Consider the following 23,249-nt stretch of genomic DNA (forward strand, 5'->3'; position numbering starts at 1 on the left):
AGCGGTATGATAATTTTTGGGGCAGGATGACAAAGGAGTGATCATGAGACGGGCTGACCGATTATTTCGCCTTGTTCAAATCTTGCGCCGACGCAAATTGTGCCGCGCATGTGACCTGGCCGAGGAACTTGAAGTTTCCGAACGCACCATTTACCGCGACATTCGCGACCTTGCCGCATCGGGTGTTCCGGTCGAAGGGGAGGCGGGCGTGGGCTATATCCTGCGCGATGGGTATGACTTGCCGCCGCTTATGTTTGATGCCGACGAGATTGAGGCGCTTGTTGTTGCGGCCCGCATGGTTCAAAGCTGGACCGATCCGCAGATGGCGCGTGCCGCTGGTGATGCCCTGACCAAGATCGAGGCTGTGTTGCCGGAAAAAATCCGTGGTCTGGTCGGGGGTGTCCCGATTGCGATTGCCGAAATTGCGCAGGAACCGATTGCCATTTCGATGCCGGACCTCAGGCGGGCCATCCGCGAACGGTTTCTGATTGATATCGATTATACCGATGCAAAGGGTGACAATACCCGTCGCCGGGTCTGGCCGCTTGGCATGTTGTTTTTCGGCAGTACGTGGCTTCTGGCCAGCTGGTGCGAGTTGCGCGAGGCCTTTCGCGTTTTTCGGGCCGACCGGATTGCGCATATGGAGATATCGACATCGCGCTTTCGCCCGGTCCCGGGGCGGTCATTGCGTGATTATCTGATTTCCGAAGGTGTGGAAGGCGAGATCCTTAATGGCATCGGTCGATAACGAGTTCGTTCTGCTGGTGTCAGAGCTTCTGGCACCTTTGGGGCATATCAGGCCCAGACGGATGTTTGGCGCCGTCGGGCTTTATTGTGACGGCGCCTTCTTTGCGATCATTTCCGATGATGTCCTGTATCTCAAAGGAGACGCACAGACCAAGGGCCGGTTTGATGCGATGGGGATGCAGCCATTTGCCGTGCCGTCGGGAAGGCCGGTGACCCTGTCTTATTTCGAAGTGCCCGGTGAATGGCTTGATAACGAAGAACAACTTCTTGAATTTGCCACGTTGGCGCTTGCGGCTGCGCGCCGTTCACAGGCGCAGAAGGGTCGGACAGCCAAGAAGTAACCAAGCCTTCGCCAAAACAAACAGATCCCGGATATTCTAGGCCGGTGTATTTAGACGCCGCTTGCAATCAGTGATGTTCGGTCGCACTTTTCCTGTATAGTATTTTTTCGGGATAAAGAACGCGTTAGGTCTGGGACAAGTGGCAGCCGGTAGTTTCTGGCAAGGTTTTGCCGACACGTTAAAAATTCGGACAGACAAGCCGGAACTGTTGCGCGCGCAGGTTGGTGCGCTTTCGCGTCAGATACCTGTCCTTTACATGCTGCTGCTGGCCAACGCGGTGGCCCTTGCTTACACCCATTATGGAACAGCACCCGACTGGATGACAGTCCATGCTGTGATTGTTCTCGGTGTGATTTGTATTTTTCGTGCGGTTGCCTGGAATCGCGCCCGCGTTGATATCGATGACATTGATGTCTGTATCAAACATCTGAAGCGCATCAGGGTGCTGGCAGTCGTGATATCCGTCCTGTTCACCCTTTGGGCGATCACGATGTTTGATTATGGCGACGCCTATCAGCGCGGCCACGTTGCCTATTTCATATCGATCACCGTTGTTGGCTGTATTTTCTGTCTGGTGAATTTCCCGCCTGCGGCATTGCTGGTTGTTGCGATTGTGCTGGGCACCTTCGTGTTCTTCTTCGGGACCAGCGGCAACGAAGTTTATGTCGCGATCGCGGTAAACATGGCGCTTGTGTCGTTGATGATCATTCAGATCATCCGAAGCTTTTATGCCAATTTTTCTGGCCTGATCCAGACCCAGAACGACCTTGAAGCACAGCACCAGACGATGATCGAACTGTCGTGCCAGAACGAGGCATTGGCGCTGATTGATCCGTTGACCGGTTTATCCAACCGCCGGGCCTTTTTTTCCGTGCTGGAAGATACGGTGAATGCTGCCGCCGAGAATGAAACATTCGCGGTGGCGATGATTGATCTGGACGGTTTCAAACCGGTCAATGACGTGCACGGGCATCCGTCGGGCGATGAACTGTTGCAGCAGGCGGGCAGGCGGCTTCGCAAAGTCCTTGGTCAGGAGACGCTTCTGGCGCGCTTGGGCGGGGATGAGTTCGGATTGTTGCTTAAGGGCTATGACGATGCACTCGAACTGATTGCCCTTGGCAAGGAGCTTTGTGATGCGCTCAATCGTCCGTTTGTGCTGAATGGTGTGACCGTGCAGGTTTCGGCATCACTGGGGTTTGCGACTTATCCCACAGTGGCGCGCAGTCCAAACGGCCTGTTCGAGCGGGCTGACTTTGCACTTTATCATGCGAAAAAGAATGCGCGCGGCGAGGCGGTTTTGTTTGCCGCCCACCACGAAACATTGATCCGCCATGACTCCCAGATCGAACAGGCGCTGCGCAAGGCGGATTTATCGACTGAGCTCAGCCTGCATTACCAACCGGTATTTGACATTCGATCCGGGCAGGTAAGCTCGCTTGAGGCGCTTGCGCGTTGGGAAAGTTCCCAGATGGGGGCGGTTTCGCCAGGCACGTTCTTTCCAGTAGCAGAAAAGACGGGCCAAGTCGGTTTTCTGACACGGGTACTGTTCGAAAAGCTGATGGTCGATATGCAGGACTGGCCGGAAAACCTGCCCGTATCGTTTAACCTTTCGGCGCGCGATATTGTTCTGTCCGATACGGTCGAGTGGCTGATCGACGAGATCAAAAAGCATCGCATCGACCCGGGAAGATTGACCTTTGAAGTCACTGAAACGGCGTTCTTGCGTGATTTTGAGGCCGCCCGGACCAGCATTCGGTATTTGCGCAATCATGGGGCGCGCATCGCGCTTGATGATTTCGGCATCGGTTATTCCAGCCTGCGCTATGTCCACGAACTTGAATTTGACGTGCTCAAGGTTGATCGCAGCTTTGTCGCCCCGCTGTCACACAACGAACGCAGCCGCCGTATCGTCAAGACGGTGATTGATATGTGCCGGAACCTTGGCATTGATTGCGTGCTGGAAGGGATCGAAAACGACAACCAGCGCGATGTGATCATCACGTTGGGTGGTCGGCTGATGCAGGGGTATTTCTTTGCCCGCCCGGTTCGCGAAGTCAAACTTGATGCGTTGGTCGAAGGTGTTGGCAAGTGACGTCGGGCCAAGTGCCGTAAACCTCGGCCCTTGGACGCGATAAGCTGCGACTCGGTTAATCTTCCTGCAACCAGATGGCGCTACTCTGTCCAAAGCGGGAACGGTACTTTGTGAAATGACACAACCACCGGTCCCGATTTTTGGCGGGAACGAGGCCGTTGACCATGTCGTCGCAGACAGAGATTTTGCAAACATCCGCAATGGCGATTACGGGCGATATCGAACTTGCCCCAGAAATCCGCACCCGTCTGCGCGGTCTGATCGACAGTCTTCCCGACCAGCCCGCCCGCCTTCGTGTGCTGGGCCATGTTCTGCTAGATCTTGGTCTTTGTGATCTTGCGCTGAATGCGTTTGGCCGGGCATTGCTGATTGATGACCTTGATGGGGCGACGCATCTGGGCCTGACAAGGGTTTATATCCAGACCGGCCGCCGTGATCTTGGGCTTGAACATCTTGAAATCGCCATCAGCCTGCGTCCCGATGCGCGGGAGTTGCGTGTGCTTGCGGCTGACTTGCTGGGATGCCGGGACAAGATGCGCGCACTTGATCAACTTGGTGCTGTTCTTGCCGCTGAACCCTATCATGCCGGCGCGCGCAAGGGGCTTGCCAACCTGATACGCACCGTGGTTGCAAGCCGTATGCATACCGTTTCGCATGATGACCGCGAGACCCGACCGCAATCGACATTTGATCACACACAGGTCATATGGGGTGATGTCGAGCCGTTCGGCGACCTGATCCGATCCACCATCGGTCGTGGGGGCGGCGTTTCCTGATCATGTAGGGGGCTAGCCAGCAGACGGGATATTTGCTGCTTGCAGGGAAACGATCGTGAAATCATCATCAAGCTTTGCCGGTGCACGGTCCATGAACTGATCGGCAATCTGTGCGGCAAGGTCAATGTCACGACCGCCTTCCAGAACGGTGTCTTGCAACATCTTGAGCAAGCCTGCCTCACAGAGAAACTGACCATTGTCCAAGGTTGTTTCGATCAGTGCGTCGCTGTAAAGCAGCAGGAAGCTGTCCTTGTCGAACGGGACTTCTCGGGTTTCATAGCGGGCGTCCCTGATAACACCAAGTGGCACCCCGGAACCATCAAGATAGCGTGCCTCGCCAGTCGCAGTGTTGCCCAGAACAGGTGACGTACAGGCGGCACTGGCATAGGCAAATGTGTTGTTCTGTCGATCAACGATGCCATACAGCATTGTCGCATATTGCCCGACAGGTAAAAGCCCCTTGAGATGACGATTAAGCCGCTGCAAATACACATCGGGCGTTTGATCGTCGACTTGTTCGGACCATATCAGGGAATGCAGGCGGAATGTGTTGAGTGCCGCACCAAGCCCGTGACCTGCGAAATCAACGATATAAACGCCAAGCCGATGGGCATCAATTGGCACCAGCCCCCACATGTCGCCACCAAGTTCCGAGGACATCTGGAATGTCGCACTGATCCGCATGCCGTAATCCATGCCGACCCCACGATAGTGTTCCGGTGTCGGGTTCAGGTTTTCCTGCATGTTGCGCGCAAGTTCCAGTTCCGACTGGGTGCGTGCCTGATAGGCCTGAAGTTGCTGAACCAGCAGCCGGTTTTCGAGATGGATCTTGGTGCGTGCAATCAGCTCTGCCTTGTTGAGCGGTTTGAGGATAAGGTCGGTTGCCCCGTCATCGAAAATGCGCGTGCGCCCTTCGTTCTCCTCAAGGGCGGTTTGGGCGATGATCGGGGTTTTTGCAAATGCAGGATCAGCACGGACGGCCTTGCACACGGCATAACCATCCAGTTTCGGCATGATGATATCAAGAATGATCAGATCGGGGTTATGCGCCTTGATCTGGGCAATCGCATCTTCGCCATCCTTGGCAAAAACCAGATTGGTAAACCCGTCAGCCCGAAGGTAGGACGCAATGATTTCACGCGACAAAAGGGTGTCGTCGGCAATCAGGATCGTTGCGTTCTGCGCAATGCGCAGTGCGTCGGGCGACGTCGTCAGGCGCGTTTCAAGATCATTGAGGAATGCCGTGTCGCCTAACGCCGTCGTGCTTTGACTGTCATCAAAAGTCAGTTCGATCGTTCGGCCATCCCGCAGAAAATTCACAGAGTGACACAGGCTTCTGATCAGGGGGAGGCCGCGGCCAAAGGTCGTGTCCTTACGCGAAATCGGGGCGGTTGCGTTTGCATCAGGCGGTGAAAATCCGTTGCCCTGATCATTGATGGTGATGACGACTTGGCCATTTTTGCGCCGACGTGCTGTCAGGATAATCGCACGGGCGCCATGGTGGCCGGATGCAAGGCGGCGTTCGGTTTCTTCGCCGAGCTCCTTGAAGCGATCCATCGACAGATGGCCACCGGTTGCAAGTTCCAGATTGCCATGTATGAGCGAGTTGGCGAATGCTTCCTGAACGGCCATTTCAACAGAGGACGCGACGCCATCACCAATCAGACCGCGATGGCGAAGGCTGGTCACAAATTTGCGTGCCACTGGCAAATGATAGGCGCTGCGTGTTGAAAGACAGACCAGCAGGTCATGTTTTGGCAGTGATTTCTTCCCGACAAGCGGCGCCAAGTCGCCAAGGTCGAGTTCCGGGAAACATTCAACAAAGGTGTCACAATTCAGACGGATCAGGCTGCCAAGCCAATCGCGACCGACCTGTGATGGCAAAATACAAAATGAAAAGCGCCGTTGGCTGGAAAAATCCTCGGGCGATTGCCCGGATATGTATTTGGCCGAAACAACTTCTGTCGCGTCCCACAGGTTATTGTCGGCGACAAGCTTTGAGAGGTCCCGTTGCGCGACGGATTGCGGCACGGCAACCAAGTACTTTGCACGTGAATCGCGGCCAACAGGCATTGATTAGTTTTCCAGCTGGAACAAGGTATCGAAGCGGGCAACTTCAAGCATGCGCTTGACCTGTCCCTGTGCGCCACGAAGGATGACGTTTGTGTTGGATTTTTCGCCCTCGTCGCGTGCAAGCAGCAACATGCCAAGACCGGCGGAATCAATGAAATCGACACCGGAAATGTCCAGAACAAGCGTGGACGAGCCATGTCCGCGAACTTCTTCGATCAGTTTGCGAAAGCTCGAATGATCGCCGAATGTGAAGCGACCGGTCACTTCGACTGTGGTTGTTCCATTGGCGAAATCTGTCTTGTAATTCAAGTCTGGACTCTCCTTGAAGCGTTTGGCCAGTGGCGGAAACCCGGCCAAGACTATGCTTTTCTTAACGTTAATCTGATTGTGTATGGTTTGGGTAGTGACTGCAATACATGTTAGTAGTTGTGAGATGAGCAACACTATCGGTATGCTGACCTACATTGGTATATCGGGATACGAACAAGAAAATGCCAGAGCAGGCACGCATTGTAATTGTGGAAGATACGCTGTCGCTGGCGCGCGTGTATCAGGATTACTTGCGTGCCGATGGTCACGTTGTTGATCACGTCGTCAGTGGCACAAACGCCATAGAACGTTTGCGCCATGATCCGCCGGATGTCCTTGTTCTTGATCTTATTTTGCCCGATATGGACGGGCGCGAGGTTCTTCGCGCTGCCGCGCAAATCGCACCGGATTGCAAAATTGTTGTCATCACGGCCCACGGATCGATCAATGTCGCGGTTGAGGCGATGCGCGAAGGGGCATGGGATTTCCTGTTAAAACCGTTCACCGCAGACAAGTTGCGCGACACCGTGACCAAGGCGATCAAAGGTGCACCCGCCCTTCAGACTGCCCCGGATATTGATCTGGAAAGTCCCGATGCCGACGAGATGTATTTCGACATCATCGGCGGGTCGGAAAACATGCGTGATATCTATCGCATTATCGAAAATGCCGCCCCCAGCCGTGCGACTGTCTTTATCACCGGTGAGTCCGGTACGGGTAAGGAACTTGCCGCCGAGGCAATCCATCGTCGTTCGGAACGGGCAAAAGATCCGTTCATTCCGCTGAACTGCGGTGCCATTCCCAAAGACCTTATGGAAAGCGAGATTTTCGGTCACGTCAAAGGGGCGTTTACCGGTGCTGTTTCCGACCGCGAAGGTGCAGCACATCGTGCGGATGGCGGCACGCTGTTTCTGGACGAAATTTGCGAAATGGATCTGGATCTGCAGACCAAGCTTCTGCGGTTTATCCAGACCGGGTCATTCCAGAAAGTCGGCGGCAGTTCGATAGAAAAAGTTGACGTGCGCTTTGTCTGTGCGACCAACCGCGATCCACTTGAAGAAGTGCGTTCCGGTCGGTTCCGTGAAGACCTTTATTACCGTTTGCACGTTATTCCGCTGCACATGCCGCCCCTGCGTGACCGCGATAACGATATCCTGCAAATTGCCAATTTCTACCTGCAACGCTTCACGCGCGAAGAAGGCCGTGATTTCGAACGGTTCAGTCCCGAAGTTTCCGCGCTGTTTGCACGGTATTCCTGGCCGGGCAATATTCGCCAGTTGCAAAATATCATCCGTAACATTGTTGTGCTTAATAACGGGACCGAGGTGGCGCTTTCAATGGTGCCAAGGCCGGTCAATAGCGGCACTGACGGCGACCAGTTCGGGTCAGGGACGATTGAAGCCCCGCCACCCCATCCGGTTGTTTCAAACGAGCCGGGCGGCCCCGGACGTCATTGGGCTGGTGATCCGGAGGCACTGGCCTTTCTTGCCGGTGCCCGGCAAATGCGCAAGGTTGTCGAAAACCATAATTCCGGGCGCAGCAACCAACTGCTTGGTGCTGGTGCGGGCGGCAACTTTGGGGGCGACGATCAAACTGCATTGTCGCCATCCGGATCCGGAAGGCTGGGGTTTGGCGAGATCAAGCCACTTTGGCAGGTCGAAAAACAGGCAATCGAAGAGGCGATCGAGCGTTGTGGCGGGTCCATCCCGCGTGCAGCCGATGCCCTGGGTGTCAGCCCGTCAACAATCTACCGTAAAAAGCAATCCTGGGAAGAAAGCGGCCTTTAGTTCATTTTAGCGGTTTGGTCTGTGCCAATCTGCCATCGCGTCTTCAATGCGCTTCCAGTCTATATCAGTTCCGGGCAGGCCAAGCCGAACCTTGTTTGCATCATGATCAAATAGCCGGACCAGAATACCCCGGTGTCCAAGGTGGTCTGCCAAAGCAACACAATCCTTACCGTCGTAGTAGCGGAAAAGATCGGTGCCGCCAGATAGAGCCAGTCCGCTGTTTTTGGTGATCAGATCATCAAGCCGCGCTGCGTCTGCCGTCAGACGTGTTCGGCTTTGCTGCTGCCATTGCGTATCGGAAAAAGCTTGCGCGCCCACGACCATGGTTGGACCGGGAATGGCCCATGGGCCAACGCGGCTTTCAAGTTCAGTTGCAAGGTTGCGATCCATCACGGCACAGCCAAGCCGCGCCCCGGCAAGGCCAAAAAACTTGCCAAATGACCGCAACACAATGGTGTTTTGCAACTGATCAATGCGCGAACAAACCGATTGGTCCGGTTGGCAATCCATAAAGGCCTCATCGACCACAAGCCAGCAACTGCGCACATCTGCACGTTTGCCCAGCTTGAAGATATCGTCAGGGGCAAATATGGCCCCGTCCGGGTTGTTGGGATTGACCAGGATGATGACTGTTCCCGTTTCGGCAGTGCTCAGAATATCCGTGGCCTTGGCAATCCTGTCAGCCGGATCGGTTTGGTGGCTTTGGCAGTGGTATCCGGCACGTCGCCAGCACCGTTCATGTTCGCCGTATGTCGGGCCCATGACATGGACGTTTTTGGTTGCCTGATCTGCCATTCGGTCTTTCAGCCAGAACGGGATCATCTGGATCAGGGCCTGTGTGCCCGGGGCGCAAACGAGATGATCTGTCGTCGGCAGATTGTAATACTGCTTGGCTGCCGCTTTCAGGCCATCAAGCTCCGAGGTGAGTGGCAGGCGTTGCCAGTGCGCATTTGCAATATCGGGAACCGGGTAGGCTATTGGGTTGATACCGGTCGATAAATCCAGCCAGTCGCTTGTTGGAATGCCATATCGGCTTGCCGCCCGATCAACTGCGCCACCGTGATTGATCGGTGGTTGTTGTTTTGGCGTGATATGGCTGTTTGTCATGATGGGCCAAGCCTGATCGAAAGTTAACTGTCTTTGGTTTGGATCAAGTTTCCGCGCTTGCCATTGCGGAAAGTGCTGCGTATCGTCCGGCCATCCTCAATACCGGACATTTTCCCATGATCACAGTCCAAAATGCCACCAACATTCAGGTATGGCAGAAGCTTAACCCGCAACTGTCGATTTCCAACGGTGTAAGTCCGAGCACCGAAATCGCGGAAATTGGTGCCGATAAAGGTGGTTTTGACGGGGGCGTGCTTTCTGAACGGTTTTGGGATGAGGGATATTTCCTGATCCACGATGTTTTGCCGGCGGGCGAGCTTGAAAAGCTTCGTCGCGGGATTGAAGTGCTTGTTGCCAATGGCCTGCCACCCGCGCTGATATATCTTTATGATGAAGCGTGGGATGTGTTTCGTCGTTTACGTCCGCTTCTGACCCATTTTCTGGGCGATCGGATTGCGCTTTTGCCGCACTTCTGGGCGTGGCATGTCGATCCCGATGTTGATGGAAGTGGTTGGCCACCGCATCGCGATTATCAAGGTGAAAGTACGATTGGCGATGAGATGTTGATCAGTCTTTCTCTTTGGGTGCCGCTGAGCAATGCCACGCCTGAAAATGGCTGTATGCATGTCTTACCCCGCAATTTCGAAAAAGGTTACCCGGCACCGGTTTCAGAACCGGGGGAGGTTCGTCTTCAAGATATTCGCGCCCTTCCGGCCAAGCCTGGTGCGGTGATGGGCTGGCGACAGGATCTTTATCATTGGGGTGGAAGGGCAAGCCCGTATGCCAGCGAACCCAGGATCAGCCTGTCACTTGAATTTCAGAATGCCGCCTTTGATCCGCTTGCCGATCAATTGTTGGGGCTTGATCATCCACCGGTGTTTTTGGAACGTCTGGCCTTGATTGCCAAACAGTTTGAAAAATACCGTCACATGCAGTCAATGGATGCCGAAACCCTTAAATGGGCAAATGACGTTGTGGACGCGTGTGCTACGATTAACCATATGCAGTAAAAGCCGGAATGCTCCCGACATTGGTGCGGGTTGAGTGGTGTTGTGCCAGACGTGATACTGCCATGGGCTGCACAGAAAGGTTTGTCGATGGAATTGATTGATAACGCCCGTTTTGACGAGTTGTGCCAGGTCCTTGGCAAAGATCAGGTATTGCTGTTGGTGAATTTGCTCCCGGCGTCCTACGACGAGGAGCGCGCCCGAATGATTGAGGCGGTGGCTACCAAGGACCTTGATGGCATCAAGCGGTCGGGACACGCCATCAAGGGGATGGCCAGAAATATGGCGGCGCCCGAACTTGCAGAAGCTGCATTGGCATTTGAGCGTTTCGAAGGTGATTTCGATCCAGCACTTGATGACAAGATCAAGGGACTCGACGAGATAACACAGCAGACAGTTGACGCCATGCGCGCGCTCCTTGCCACGCCATAGCTGTTATCTGTTGCTTCAGTGGTGTGAGTGAGCCCAAAGGCTGATCAATTGGATCTGCCTTTTTCATTATTTTTGCAAGATTACTCAGTTTGTTACGCCGCTTGGCGATGAAAAATGCGTTCCGGGGAATAGAAAATCAGTCAATTCCCCCTACATGAAATCTAGAACGGATTTTCATCCACCAGCACTGTACACAGTGCCAAGACTGCTTGTGACCGTCCCAACATGGAGGCAACAGTGGCGAGCTTTAATAAAATTTCTGGGCAAACAGATCAGGAAACTTCTGCACAGCGTCTTCACGGCGCGCCAAGTTACGACAAGTGGCGTCGAGATGATCTGTATCATTTAGCCGCGCAAAAAGGCATACAGAACCGGGCCAACATGTCGAACAAGGAATTGGTCGAAGCGTTGAAGCGTACGCAATCAACCGGCGGCTGATATCGCGTTTATTTTACCTCGATTTTGCAAAGAACCGGTTCCCATCCTGACATCAAGTTTGTATACCATCGTATATTATAACTAGCCGGTCGGGGTGGAGGGCGCCTGTTGCTTTCGCCACCGTTTGCAACTGTGGCATGGCGCGAGCATGCACGCATTGCAGGCTTGAAGCGATGTATTATAAATCGAGGTATGCCTAAGTGGGTTGTTTAGTCCGACGCTGTAGCCCGCAGCAAAAAGAGCAAGAACAGAAAATTGGTTTGAAGTCGTGCGCGGTGATTTTGCTTTTCGTGCTTATGCTTTGGTGCCTGCCACTGGCGACCACACAAGCGACGGAGCATGACGCCACCGACGTTCCAACACGCGTCGCCTTTATCAATCCGGGGTATGGGGATCGCGGTTTCTGGAAAGATGTGCGCGACACCATGCAGGCGGCTTCAGATCAGTTTGGCTATGAACTGATCGTTTTCGATAGCAACCGCGACAGCAAGATGATGATCGAAAGTGCGCAGAAGGTTTTTGCTCTTGAGCCCGCGCCTGATTACATCATTGCCGTTAACGAACATCAGCAGGGAACGCGCATCGTTCTGGAAGCAGAAGAGCGGGGCATTCCGGTCATCATGTTGCTCAATGACCTGACAAAAGAGCAAAAGAACGCATATGGCTATCCGGGCAGGGACTTTGATCACTGGATATTCTCCCTGACGCCGGATAACGAGCGTGCTGGATACGACATCGCCAAGTCCCTGATCGATAATGCGCGTCTTCAAGCCGAAAATCGGCAACCAGCGCCGCTATGCCTGTTATCCATCGCCGGGGACAGCAAGACACCAGCCTCGCTTCAGCGAATGCAGGGACTTGATCACGCGCTTAGTCGTTTTCCGCTTCTTCGCGAACAGCGTCGTCTGGTGGCAAACTGGTCATACGATGAGGCATACCGTCAGACAGAAAACTGGCTTAGACGGGGCGGGTGCGTCGATGCGGTCTGGGCTGCCAATGATGATATTGCGCTCGGTGCAATTGCGGCTCTGGAGAAAGCAGGGCGGAAACCCGGGAAAGATGTCTTTGTCGGCGGGTTGAACTGGTCACCTGCGGGTTTGCGCAACGTCGCAGACGGCAAGATGACCATGACCCACGGGGGGCACTTCTTTGCTGGCGCATGGGTCATGGTATTGCTTCATGATTACATACATGGCGTTGAATTTCTTTCCCATCATCCCGAAATCTCTTTCAGGATGGAGGCGATCACACGCGAAAACATATCTCACTTTGTCGATGTCCTCGGCAGCAGGGATTGGAACAGCTTGGATTTCAAGGATTTTAGTATTGCCAATTCCCCATTCGGCACAGAGTATAACTTTGTGTTACATCCCGGCGATGGCATGCGTGAATAGCAAAAGCCATCATCAGGTAACCTCTTAGAAAGACAAGGTCGAGACGCTTGGCACGAGAACCAGACGAAAAGCATTTTGATGATCTTGCCGGGATGCGATTGGGCAGCACAATTGCGGCTCGTCAGTTAAAGTACTCTCTTTTCCTGGCAGTTGCTCTTGGCCTCATCATCGTCGCCATTCGCGGATATCAGGATTATCTCTGGCTCGAAGGTGTCTATCAACAGAGCAACCAGCGCATCTTTTCCTCCAGTGCGCCTGTCGCGACTGAAGTCATGATCAAGCGCGACCGCGAACTGGCCAATATTATGGTGCGCGGGATGCTCAACAATCGGTCCATTGCACGCGTTATTCTTACCAACGCCGATGACGGTATCTTTTTTGAACTAAAACGACCCGCAGGCGAAATACCAGTCTCGCGCTGGGCTGAAAAGATGTTTGGCGGACTACAAACAATCACTGTTCCGGTGCGCGACCCGGAACGCAAACCTGTCGCCACCATTGGCGAGATGGTGATTGAGCTTAATCCACAGGTTTATGTGAACGCCTACATGACGCGTCTTTCGTGGTCGTTCCTTGCGACCATGATTTTGGCGGCGGTGATGGCCCTTTGTTTTGCGGCAATGAGCTACTTCGTTTTCTCACGACCCGTGATCCGGCTTGGAAACTATATCGTTAACGCGAACCCGACAGACGATAGTCGCCCGCTTCAGATGCCGCCGGAACATCGTCATGACGACGAAGTTCAGTTGCTTGGTTCGGTGACGGTCGGGCTTTTCGGAATGATCCGCAAGCAAGTAGGGGAATTGCGCAGAGCCCGCGACGAACTGCAGAATGCGAACATCACTTTGGAAGAACGTGTCGCGCAGCGTACAGAAGAACTCAATTCCGCGATGCAAAAGCTTGAAGTACTTGCGTCAACGGATCCACTGACCGGGTTGCCTAACCGTCGTGCCTTTCTCGGCAGGTTGGAAGACGCTGTTGCCGTCTGGCGGCGCAGGGATACGCCTGTATCCTTCATTCTTCTTGATATCGACCGTTTCAAGGCGCTCAACGATACCTATGGCCATCAGGCCGGAGACGCTGTTCTGGTTGCCTTGGCAGACACCCTTAGAACCACACTGCGCTCCATTGATATTCCGGCGCGCATGGGCGGTGAAGAGTTCGCTGTCTTGCTGCCGGGGGAGGAATTGCAGGGGGCGATGATCCTTGCGGAACGGTTGCGCAAGGGCCTGGAGCAGAACAGTGTCGAGTATGGCGGTAGCAAACTTTCCTTTACATCAAGCTTTGGGGTGTCGGGCTTGCCGTCTGCAAAGGGTATGGCTGAGTTTGATCCGGACGTTGCCGCGCAATTTGATGTTCTGAGGAACTCGGAAAACACCGATATCCCGGGGATATTGTACTCGTTGGCGGATCACGCTCTTTATGATGCCAAGGCAACCGGGCGCAACCGATGCAAGCTGGCTGACTTCAGCACGCTTTCGGAATTCAAGGATCAGCTGCCGTCTGACATTTGATTGATCAGATAGTTCCGGTGCGACGCCGGATGCATGTGCATCGGGAATGCGTGTCTTTAATTCCGGCCGTCGTCATTACCCTGTCGGGAAATCCGGATGTCGCGGTGGATTGATACGCTCATCAAAAGCCCGAAACTGACCAGAATGGTCATCATCACCGTGCCGCCATAAGACACAAGCGGCAACGGTACGCCAACCACCGGGATCAGCCCCATCACCATGGCGATGTTGATAAAGACATAAAGGAAGAAGGTCGAGGTCACACCGATGGCGACAAGGCGCCCAAACTGGTTCTGACAGCGCAGCGCGATGACATAGCCATATGTGATCACCAGCGCATAAAGGCCCAACAACGCCATGCCGCCGACCAAGCCGAATTCTTCGCCCAGCATGGTGAAGATAAAGTCGGTCTGTTTTTCCGGCAGGAAGTTCAGATGGCTTTGGGAGCCCAACATGAACCCTTTGCCAAACAGCCCGCCAGAACCAAGCGCGATCTTTGATTGGGTAATGTGATAGCCCGCGCCCAGCGGATCATTTTCCGGGTTCAGGAAGGTCAGAACGCGGTTCTTCTGATATTCGCGCAAGAACTGCCAGCCAATCGGAATGGCCGCAAGTGCCGTGCCGAGGACAAGCGCAAACTTCCAGATGCGCACCCCGGCCAGCCAGAAAATCACACCACCCCCGGCAATCAGAAGCAACGTGGTGCCAAGGTCAGGTTGGCGTAATACGAGGGCAGAGGGCGCAAGAACCATCAATATCGGCGGAATCAAAAGCGGGATACGACCGACATCCTCGGTCGTCAAACCATGGAAATACCGCGCAAGTGCAAGAACCAAAGAGATTTTCATCAGTTCGGACGGCTGCAACTGGAAGAAACCCAGATTGATCCAGCGCTGCGCGCCCATGCCGATATCGCCCTTGATTTCGACGGCTACCAGTAAAATCAGCGCGACAAAATACGAGAAATAGGCAAGCTTCAGCCAGACACGTATATCGGTTACAGCAATAATGATCATCAGTGCCGCACCCACGGCAAAACGCATCATCTGGCGTTCGGCCCAGGGTTGCAGTGATCCGTTGGCCGCTGAATAGAGCATGGCAAAGCCGATGCCAGACAGGGCTGCGATCAAAAGAACAAGCGTCCAGTTCAGCAACAATAACCGGCGGCCAATCGGCACATAATCCGGGTCTTCACCAATGCGAAATCTGCTTCCTGCCATGGCTTAACCCTCGTCCTGATCAGTGTGGGCCGGATTGCGCCGGAGATTTGCACTATTGGGCTGGTCAGCGGCCGAGATACCCTGACGTGCGGATTGCAGTTCCTGCGCTTTTAGCAGCAGGTCACGGACAATCGGGCCCGCAACACTCGAACCACCACCGCCGTGTTCGACCACCACTGAACAGGCATAACGCGGGTTATCGACCGGCGCAAAGGCAACAAACAGGGCGTGGTCACGGTACTTCCACGGCAAGTCATTGTTATCTAGCACCCCGGTTGTCTGGCGTTCGCGCATGGTGATGCGGCGAACCTGACTGGTACCACTTTTGCCAGCCATTTCCATGCCCTTGATGGCGATCCGTGCACCATGGCCTGTGCCACGCAATTCGTTGGTCACGCCGTTCATTGCATCACGAATTCGGGCCAGGTTGGCGCGACTGACCTGAAGTTCCGGGAATTCTTCGGCCTGGCGGCTGGTAACGCCTTCGGGGGTGACGTTGTCACGCGTCAGGTGCGGGCGCACCGCCTTGCCGGAGGCCAGACGTGCAGTCATCGTGCAAAGTTGCAACGGCGTTGCCAGAACATAGCCCTGACCAATGGACGCAATCAGCGTTTCACCGCCCTGCCAGCGTTTGCCAAGCTGGATTTCCTTCCAGTCCTTGGTCGGGATCAGGCCGCTACGTTCGTTGGGAAGGTCAATGCCGGTATCTTCGCCAAGCCCCAGCTTGTTTGCCATGGCCGCAATGCGGTCGATCCCGATTTTCTGGGAGATTTCGTAGTAATAGACGTCACAGGAATGCTTGATGGAGTCATGCATGTTCATCCAGCCATGACCGCCGCGTTTCCAGCAGTGGAAACGTGCATTCCCAAGATCAAGATGCCCGTTGCAGAAGAATTTCTGGTTGGGCGAAATAATGCCTGCTTCCAGTCCGGCAAGTGCGACGCACATCTTGAAGGTTGAGCCCGGCGCATAGGTGCCGTTCACAGCCTTGTTGGAAAGCGGTGCATACGGGTTGTTGACCAGACTGTTCCAAAGCTTGTGCGAAATGCCATTGGTAAAGGCATTCGGGTCATAGGCCGGATGCGACGACAGTGCGAGCACTTCACCGTTATGGATGTCCATAACCACGGCGGCGGCACTTTCCTGATCCGACAGCCGCTGATTGGTGTAGCGCTGCAATTCAAGATCAAGCGTCATGACAACAGTGTTGCCACTGTCACCTTCTTCGCGTTCCAGTTCGCGAATAACGCGGCCCAGTGCGTTGACTTCGACCTGACTGGTGCCAGCCGTGCCGCGCAGTGCCAGGTCATAAACCTTTTCAACGCCGCTTTTGCCAATGGTAAAGCCCGGCAGTTCCAAAAGCGGATCGCCTGTCAGTTCCTTTTCAGAGACGGCAGCAACATAACCCAGTGTATGGGCAAGGTGCGGTCCTTCGGGATAGTCGCGTGATCGTCCGGCATCAATGATCAGGCCGGGCAGGTCGGGTGCATTGACACCGACGCGTGCGACCTCATCCCATGTCAGGTTATCGCGCACTGTGACCGGAACAAAGGAACGCCGACGGGCAGCATCGCGTTCAACGCGCTCGATGGTGTCGGGGCCAAGTTCGATGATCTGATCGAGGATTTCAAGCGTGCGGCGGACATCGGGTGTCTGTTCGCGCACAATCATGATGTGATAGTTCTGCCGGTTTACGGCAAGCGGTGCACCGAAACGGTCGGTGACCAGTCCACGCGGTGGCGGCAGCAGACGGTGCGAAATGCGGTTTTCATCGGCCAGCGTCTGATAGCGGTCGCTTTCAAGGACCTGCAGATAGTACATGCGCGCGGCAAGACCAGTCAGCAATACACCCTTGCCCGCACCCAGCATCAGGGCGCGTCGGGTAAACAGTCTGAACCGGTCTGAGTCACGATGCCACATGGGCGTTGGATACCTGTATTTCGTCAGTAGCCGTAAGGCCGAGTGTTCAATTTCTGGCCCGTTTTATCCCGGTTGATCGGGGATTAAAACAGCCTTTCCCCATCATAGCTAGTAGCCGTTGCCAAAACATCAATATTGCGCAGTTCATCATTCGCGCATGGCAGTCTAGACATAACGCAAAAGGGTATTTTGTGCGCGCGCCAGAACCCAGGCAACAATCGGGAACAAGGCAGCCGTCAACACATAGCTGATCATGGTGGCCTTGAAGGGCAACAATGCACCGATCAGGGCCGAACTCAGCAACCACTGAACCAAAAGTGCCGGAATGGCCACCAATGCAAAGCCCCACCACATCACGCTGAACGGCTTGTTGTGGAAAAAGCGCCCCTGACTTGCCGATCCGGTCTGCACCAGTACGAGCACAAGCGAACTGACGCCAAGCGGCAACCCCATCAACAAATCCTGCAACAGGCCCAGCAGGAAGGCTGTAACAGCCGTCAGCAGGTCAGGGCGGTTAACCGACCAGTAAAAAACGGCCATCAATGCCAGTGCCGGTGAGGCCGTCGATAACAACGGCACGCTAAGCGGCAGAAGGTTGATCAGCAACAGAGCGAAAACACTGAAGGCAGGAAAAAGGCCGCGGGCAATAATGTCCAGTCGATGCCAGACGCCGGGTTTCACTGGGCTTCCCCTGCCGCGTTGGTGGTGGGTGATGTTCCTTCGTTGCCGGTCGGGCCTGCGGGAACAATGCCGACGCCGTCAGGCAGGTCCGGCGATACTTCCGTGATGTTTGCATCGTTGGACGGTTGGCTTTGGCGAATACGGTCTTCGCTCAGGATGCCCTGAAGGCCGTAATCAGCAACCCGCAGATATTCCAGTTGATGGCGGCGGAACATCGGCGCAACGCGAACGGCATTTTCCGATACCGATGATACAACACCAATCGGAATGCCCGGTGGGAAAGCACCACCATGGCCCGATGTCAAAATACGGTCACCCGGTGCAACGGCCGCATCCGCAGTCAGGAATGTCAGAAGCGGGCGGTTGGTGTTGTCACCGGAAAGAAATGCACGGTCGCGCGAATTTTCCACAACGACCGGCACACGCGAGTTGATATCGGTGATCAAAAGAACACGCGACGCCTGATACCCCGCCTCGGCAACGCGACCAATCAGGCCTTCATCCGAAATCACGGCTTGTCCCTTGGCAACGCCGTCGCGTGATCCGGCGGAAATCATCACGCTGTGGGCATAGGCACCGCCCATGTCCGCAATCACGCGGGATGTTACCAGATGCAGGGCGGGCGGCGATGTGTAGCTTGCCAGATCGCGAAGACGGGCATTCTCATGCGAAAGATTGCGTGCGGCTTGCTGCCAGGCCAGCAATTGCTGGTTTTCGCGGCGCAGGCGTTCGTTTTCTTCGTAAAGATGGGCAAGGTTGTAAATCTTGTCGGTCAGCTCGTTGATGCTGGCCGCAGGGCGGGAAATGACGTTCATCACCGGCGACACCAGATCAGCCGACGCGGCGCGGATCCGCTCGATCAGAACAGTATCGGCCTTGCCCAGAAGCATCAGGCCAAAGGCCGATAAAATCAGCAGTATGAAAGCGAAGCGGTGAAGGGCCGTGCGTAACGGCGAAAAGATACGCTGCTGCGGACCACCATGCTGTGCCAATGTATTCCCCGCGAATTCCCAAAAGGTTGTTCTTCATCCCGTGCGGGATATTCAACCATAACGAAATCACCGAGTCGCGTCCAGTAAGGATACGACCCGGTGATGATATTCAAGGCCGCTTTTTTATCAGTATGCTGTGTGCAGGACGTTACGCAGCATCTTTTTCTCTTCCAGCGCGCGACCGGTACCCAGTGCAACGCAGGAAAGCGGATCATCTGCAATCGAAACCGGAAGACCGGTTGCATGACGCAGAACGTAATCAAGGTTGCCAAGCATCGCGCCGCCACCGGTCAGGACAATACCCTTGTCCACGATGTCAGCAGCAAGTTCCGGCGGGGTCTGTTCGAGCGCGACTTTCACCGCCTCGATGATTGCCGAAACAGGCTCTGCAAGGCTTTCTGCGATCTGACGTTCAGAAATCAGCAGTTCCTTCGGAACGCCGTTCATCAGGTCACGACCGCGGATTTCTACGGTTGCGCCATCACCGTCATCCGGTGCACAGGCAGAACCGATTTCCTTCTTGATGCGTTCGGCGGTGCTTTCGCCGACCAGAAGGTTATGAGTGCGACGGATGTAAGCAATGATCGCTTCATCCATTTTGTCACCACCGACACGTACCGAACGCGCATAGACGATACCGCCCAGCGAGAGAACGGCAACCTCGGTGGTGCCACCGCCGATATCGACAACCATGGAGCCGGTCGGTTCCGTCACCGGAAGGCCGGCACCAATGGCAGCTGCCATCGGCTCGTCAATCAGCCAGACTTTACGCGCGCCAGCACTTTCTGCACTTTCCTGAATGGCGCGGCGTTCAACTGCGGTCGAACCCGACGGTACGCAGATGATGACTTCCGGGCTGGCAAAGTTGCGACGGTTATGGACCTTGCGGATAAAGTGCTTGATCATTTCCTCGGCGATGTGGAATTCCGCAATAACGCCGTCACGCAACGGGCGGATCGCCTGAATATACCCCGGGGTACGACCGAGCATCTGTTTGGCTTCTTCACCAACTGCAAGGACCTGTTTCTTGCCTTTTTCGTCGGTAATGGCCACCACGGATGGTTCGTTCAGAACGATGCCTCGTCCCTTAACGTAAACCAGTGTGTTCGCGGTGCCCAGATCCACCGCCATGTCGGAGGATAAAACCCCAAGAAGCTTGGAAAACATTCCTGCCCTATGCCCCGGTTAAAAGTAAAATCTCAAAAGCGAATGTACCGGCTTTGATAGCGTAAGGAATAAGCCGATGCACGAATAATCTGCTCAGGGGATTGAGGAATAATTAAGGCGCGTAATTTTCCTGAAATAAGGCATCAAAAACATGATCAGTAATATGGTCTTGGCGGAGAAATTCAATTTCGTCCTATATTTTCCGAGATGCCCATTGCAGAAAGGAAATCTGTCACCAGTGAGACTACAAGCGGACCGTTTTCTATTTGCAACGTTTTGCGAGTCGTTTGTTTTTCAATCATTTCGCTGCTTTTGACGACTTCAAGCCGAACGGGTTCGCGCCCGTCGTAAAGGTCGCGATCCATACGCCATTCACACCATGCCGGCGGGTTAAACGGATCATTTTTGACAGCCACAAGCAGGCTGGGCACAAAGTTGTCCATTTCCGACATACATTGCGGTCTGAGCCCGACAAGCGCCTTAAATCGGTGTTGGTAGTGTTTGGCATGGCCATCCCGATAAATCGCCAGCTGAGCTGCGCCGGCACCATAGCCATAGCCAAAGATGGCAACGTTGTTTGGGGCAATGGATTTTACCCCGGCAAGGTAATGAAGCGCGCTGATGGCATCGAACGCCCAATAGGACAGACCGTGTTTTGGCGTTTGAAGTTCCCCGCCACCGCAGTAATCCTGCGTCGGATGGGCGTTAGGTGGTGAGATCAAAAGCACCGCATATCCGCTTTGTCGCAGGATATTGATCCACGTTCCGGGGAAATGGTTGTCACAGTCGGGCAGGGCGACGACGGCAGGGTAAGGCGGCTTTGTGTCTCCATTGCCCGCAGACGGTTCGAAATAAACTGCTGGAATACCCGCTTGCAGGCTTTCATCAACGTGCGGGATGGCTTTACCGGCGGAAATCAGCCGTTGCCTCAAACCACTTTTGGGGTAGGGCAGTGATGGAACGGTGACAGGCTGACCCGACTGCATCGTCGGCGTTTGTGCGAACGCGTTTGTGGAGGTTGTCACCATGCCAACAGACAGGGCCACAGCAATCGTAACGATCAGAACATATGGAAACGCACGCAGAGCTTTGCTTGGCAGGGCCATCGGCAACTCCATTCACGGGTGCCAAATTCTATCACACCGTTGGCTATGCCACCATTCACACATAAGAAAAGGGCGGCACAGGTGCCGCCCTTTGAATGTAAACCGGTAAGCTTTGCTTAGGATGCCATGGCATCCGGTGCGGTTTTCTTGCTTTTTTCGATCAGCTTGTTCACTGCCGTGACATAGGCAAGGCAGGATGCAACCACGGTATCGGTATCGGATGCGTTGCCGACAACCGTGCGATCTTCGCCGTCGAGTTTGACTGTTACCGTGCCTTGGGCGTCGGTGCCCTCGGTCACCGCATGCACCTGATAGAGCTTCAGGCGCCAGTCATGCGGATAGATTTCCTTGATCGCGTTAAACGTCGCATCAATCGGGCCATCGCCGGTGGTTTTGGCCGTGCGGGTTTCGCCGTCGACGGTCAGTTCCAGTTCCGCAGTCTGCGGGCCTTTGGAGCCACACGTAACGGTCAGGTCAACGAACTTGATATGTTCGTTGTCGCGCATGCCGTCATCGACCAGGGCGACGATATCGTCGTCATAGACTTCTTTTTTCTTGTCGGCCAAGTCCTTGAAACGTGCAAACGCATCTTCAATCGCATTGTCACCCAAATCGGTAAAGCCCAGTTCCTTGAGCTTTTCCTTGAACGCATGGCGACCGGAATGCTTGCCCATGACCAGGCTTGATTTGTTCAAGCCAATCGATTCCGGCTTCATGATTTCATAGGTTTCGGAATTCTTCAGGAAGCCGTCCTGATGGATGCCGCTTTCATGGGCAAAGGCATTGGCGCCAACGATGGCCTTGTTCGGCTGTACTACAAAGCCGGAAACAGCCGAAACCAGACGCGATGCGTTCATGATCTTGGTGGTATCAATGCCCGTGGTGAACGGGAAGGCATCGTTGCGGGTGTTGATCGCCATAACGATTTCTTCGAGTGCGGCGTTACCGGCACGTTCGCCCAGACCGTTGATCGTGCATTCGATCTGACGGGCCCCGGCATTCACCGCCGAGATCGAGTTGGCAACTGCCATACCCAAATCGTTGTGGCAGTGAACCGACAGGATCGCCTTGTCGATGTTGGGCACGCGGTTAAACAGCATGGTCATCAGTTCGGCATATTCGGTCGGCGTGGTGTAGCCAACCGTGTCGGGGATGTTGATGGTGGTCGCACCGGCATCAATGGCCGCTTCGACGCAACGGCACAGGAAGTCATGTTCGGTACGCGAACCGTCTTCTGCCGACCATTCAACATCGTCGGTGAACTTGCGTGCCAGCGTCACACTTTCAATTACCTTTTCCAGAACGCGTTCCGGTTCCATCTGCAATTTGTATTTCATATGCAGCGGGCTTGTGGAGATGAAGGTGTGGATACGCTTGTTCTCCGCCGGTTCCAATGCCTCTGCCGCGCGTTCGATGTCGCCCTTGGCGGCACGTGCCAGCGAACAGATGGTCGGTCCTTTGACCTGCTTGGCGATTTCATGGACGGACTGGAAGTCGCCGTTCGATGCGATGGCAAAGCCTGCTTCGATGACATCAACCTTCAGTTCCGCCAGTGCGTGCGCCACGCGCAGCTTTTCATCAAGCGTCATCGATGCACCCGGGGACTGTTCCCCGTCACGCAGGGTGGTGTCAAAAATGATGACGCGATTGTCGTTTGCACTAGCCATTATCTTGTTTCCTGATCAAACGGGTCTTTGCCCGGTATGTAAATTCTGTCTGGAAGGAGTGCGGGCCGTCTGGCGCGACTTTTTCCCCTGAGCTGCGGTAAATGGATCGACAAGCTATTCGTGTGATCCGGACCGGCATGAGTCGCTCAGGGGCGAGTAAGTCGTAGAGCGCCTAGCTCTGCTAGACCAAGGAGACCGGAAGTTAGGTTGAGGGCAGACAGCGCAAGCGCGCGCGAAGCGGTGGCTTCGGCGCGGTCGGCATATGCATCAATGTTGCAAATGTCTGCGGTCATCGGTCTTCATCAATTGGCTTTGGATGCCAGCTGTTGCTGGCGACGTCCCCAATTTCGTCGGCGGGCCCCTTCAGGTCAAGTAATTTTTGTACCTTTTGGTCTGTTTTTTGAGTGGAATTTAGCGGGGCCGGGTTTGGCATATGCATTTCTGTTACGATATTCGGGCCATTGTGCTGTTTTCGTGCT

At 54.6% G+C, this 23,249-nt stretch carries 20 protein-coding genes; 10 read left to right on the forward strand and 10 right to left on the reverse strand.

Annotation, left to right across the window (positions count from 1 at the left end):
* Nucleotides 1–43 precede the first annotated feature (43 nt).
* The 4 genes from AC5Q5A_RS13275 (at nt 44) to AC5Q5A_RS13290 (ending at nt 3,956) form a co-directional block, all read left to right on the forward strand.
* Nucleotides 44–748: a helix-turn-helix transcriptional regulator gene (locus AC5Q5A_RS13275; RefSeq protein ID WP_008892071.1), complete on the forward strand. Its 705-nt coding sequence runs from the start codon at nt 44–46 to the stop codon at nt 746–748.
* The gene (locus AC5Q5A_RS13280; protein ID WP_493895567.1) at nt 732–1,088 is read left to right on the forward strand and encodes a TfoX/Sxy family protein; all 357 of its coding nucleotides are present in this window, start codon (nt 732–734) and stop codon (nt 1,086–1,088) included. The genes AC5Q5A_RS13275 and AC5Q5A_RS13280 overlap by 17 nt, the downstream gene beginning before the upstream one ends.
* A 139-nt stretch (nt 1,089–1,227) precedes the next feature.
* Nucleotides 1,228–3,180 carry a putative bifunctional diguanylate cyclase/phosphodiesterase gene (locus AC5Q5A_RS13285; protein WP_493895568.1) on the forward strand — a complete coding sequence of 651 codons (1,953 nt, stop codon included), beginning with the start codon at nt 1,228–1,230 and terminating at the stop codon, nt 3,178–3,180.
* A 164-nt stretch (nt 3,181–3,344) separates the two neighbouring features.
* On the forward strand, nt 3,345–3,956 hold the full coding sequence (locus tag AC5Q5A_RS13290) for a tetratricopeptide repeat protein (protein WP_493895569.1): 612 nt from the start codon (nt 3,345–3,347) through the stop codon (nt 3,954–3,956).
* Between the two features lie 12 nt (nt 3,957–3,968).
* Here the strand turns inward: AC5Q5A_RS13290 and AC5Q5A_RS13295 are convergent, their stop codons facing one another.
* Complete coding sequence (locus AC5Q5A_RS13295; protein ID WP_493895570.1) at nt 3,969–6,029, reverse strand: SpoIIE family protein phosphatase; 2,061 nt, start codon at nt 6,027–6,029, stop codon at nt 3,969–3,971.
* A 3-nt stretch (nt 6,030–6,032) separates the two neighbouring features.
* Entirely contained in the window at nt 6,033–6,338 is a 306-nt protein-coding gene (locus AC5Q5A_RS13300; protein ID WP_063090454.1) for an STAS domain-containing protein, read from the reverse strand.
* 182 nt (nt 6,339–6,520) lie between these two features.
* Here AC5Q5A_RS13300 and AC5Q5A_RS13305 point away from each other — a divergent pair, with 182 nt between their 5' ends.
* Nucleotides 6,521–8,125 carry a sigma-54-dependent transcriptional regulator gene (locus AC5Q5A_RS13305; RefSeq protein ID WP_493895571.1) on the forward strand — a complete coding sequence of 535 codons (1,605 nt, stop codon included), beginning with the start codon at nt 6,521–6,523 and terminating at the stop codon, nt 8,123–8,125.
* A gap of 6 nt (nt 8,126–8,131) precedes the next feature.
* Here the strand turns inward: AC5Q5A_RS13305 and cobD are convergent, their stop codons facing one another.
* Nucleotides 8,132–9,232 carry a threonine-phosphate decarboxylase CobD gene (gene cobD, locus AC5Q5A_RS13310; RefSeq protein WP_493895572.1) on the reverse strand — a complete coding sequence of 367 codons (1,101 nt, stop codon included), beginning with the start codon at nt 9,230–9,232 and terminating at the stop codon, nt 8,132–8,134.
* A 116-nt stretch (nt 9,233–9,348) separates the two neighbouring features.
* Here cobD and AC5Q5A_RS13315 point away from each other — a divergent pair, with 116 nt between their 5' ends.
* From AC5Q5A_RS13315 to AC5Q5A_RS13335, 5 genes are all read left to right on the forward strand, one after another.
* Nucleotides 9,349–10,242, forward strand: a complete 894-nt coding sequence (locus AC5Q5A_RS13315) for a phytanoyl-CoA dioxygenase family protein (RefSeq protein ID WP_493895573.1) — start codon at nt 9,349–9,351, stop codon at nt 10,240–10,242.
* 87 nt (nt 10,243–10,329) lie between these two features.
* Nucleotides 10,330–10,671, forward strand: coding sequence for an Hpt domain-containing protein (locus tag AC5Q5A_RS13320; protein ID WP_493895574.1), 342 nt, complete (start codon nt 10,330–10,332; stop codon nt 10,669–10,671).
* A 237-nt stretch (nt 10,672–10,908) separates the two neighbouring features.
* Entirely contained in the window at nt 10,909–11,109 is a 201-nt protein-coding gene (locus tag AC5Q5A_RS13325; protein WP_008892081.1) for a hypothetical protein, read from the forward strand.
* A gap of 296 nt (nt 11,110–11,405) precedes the next feature.
* Entirely contained in the window at nt 11,406–12,503 is a 1,098-nt protein-coding gene (locus AC5Q5A_RS13330) for an ABC transporter substrate-binding protein (RefSeq protein ID WP_493895638.1), read from the forward strand.
* Between the two features lie 47 nt (nt 12,504–12,550).
* On the forward strand, nt 12,551–14,017 hold the full coding sequence (locus AC5Q5A_RS13335) for a GGDEF domain-containing protein (protein ID WP_493895575.1): 1,467 nt from the start codon (nt 12,551–12,553) through the stop codon (nt 14,015–14,017).
* 56 nt (nt 14,018–14,073) lie between these two features.
* Here the strand turns inward: AC5Q5A_RS13335 and rodA are convergent, their stop codons facing one another.
* From rodA to AC5Q5A_RS13370, 7 genes are all read right to left on the reverse strand, one after another.
* On the reverse strand, nt 14,074–15,237 hold the full coding sequence (rodA, locus tag AC5Q5A_RS13340; protein ID WP_063090283.1) for a rod shape-determining protein RodA: 1,164 nt from the start codon (nt 15,235–15,237) through the stop codon (nt 14,074–14,076).
* A gap of 3 nt (nt 15,238–15,240) precedes the next feature.
* Nucleotides 15,241–17,157 (reverse strand): penicillin-binding protein 2, encoded by a 1,917-nt coding sequence (gene mrdA / locus AC5Q5A_RS13345; RefSeq protein WP_064781899.1) that lies wholly within the window; start codon nt 17,155–17,157, stop codon nt 15,241–15,243.
* Nucleotides 17,158–17,322: 165 nt separating this feature from the next.
* Nucleotides 17,323–17,838, reverse strand: a complete 516-nt coding sequence (mreD, locus tag AC5Q5A_RS13350) for a rod shape-determining protein MreD (RefSeq protein WP_008892086.1) — start codon at nt 17,836–17,838, stop codon at nt 17,323–17,325.
* Complete coding sequence (mreC, locus tag AC5Q5A_RS13355; RefSeq protein ID WP_493895576.1) at nt 17,835–18,830, reverse strand: rod shape-determining protein MreC; 996 nt, start codon at nt 18,828–18,830, stop codon at nt 17,835–17,837. Before mreC ends, mreD begins: the two co-directional genes overlap by 4 nt.
* Before the next feature lie 126 nt (nt 18,831–18,956).
* Entirely contained in the window at nt 18,957–19,997 is a 1,041-nt protein-coding gene (locus AC5Q5A_RS13360) for a rod shape-determining protein (protein WP_008892088.1), read from the reverse strand.
* Nucleotides 19,998–20,179: 182 nt separating this feature from the next.
* Nucleotides 20,180–21,103 carry an alpha/beta hydrolase family protein gene (locus AC5Q5A_RS13365; protein WP_493895577.1) on the reverse strand — a complete coding sequence of 308 codons (924 nt, stop codon included), beginning with the start codon at nt 21,101–21,103 and terminating at the stop codon, nt 20,180–20,182.
* A 116-nt stretch (nt 21,104–21,219) separates the two neighbouring features.
* A complete protein-coding gene (locus AC5Q5A_RS13370; RefSeq protein WP_493895578.1) occupies nt 21,220–22,770 on the reverse strand; it encodes a 2-isopropylmalate synthase in 1,551 nt (516 codons plus the stop codon).
* Nucleotides 22,771–23,249 lie beyond the last annotated feature (479 nt).

Source organism: Thalassospira sp. CA1 (assembly GCF_059052855.1).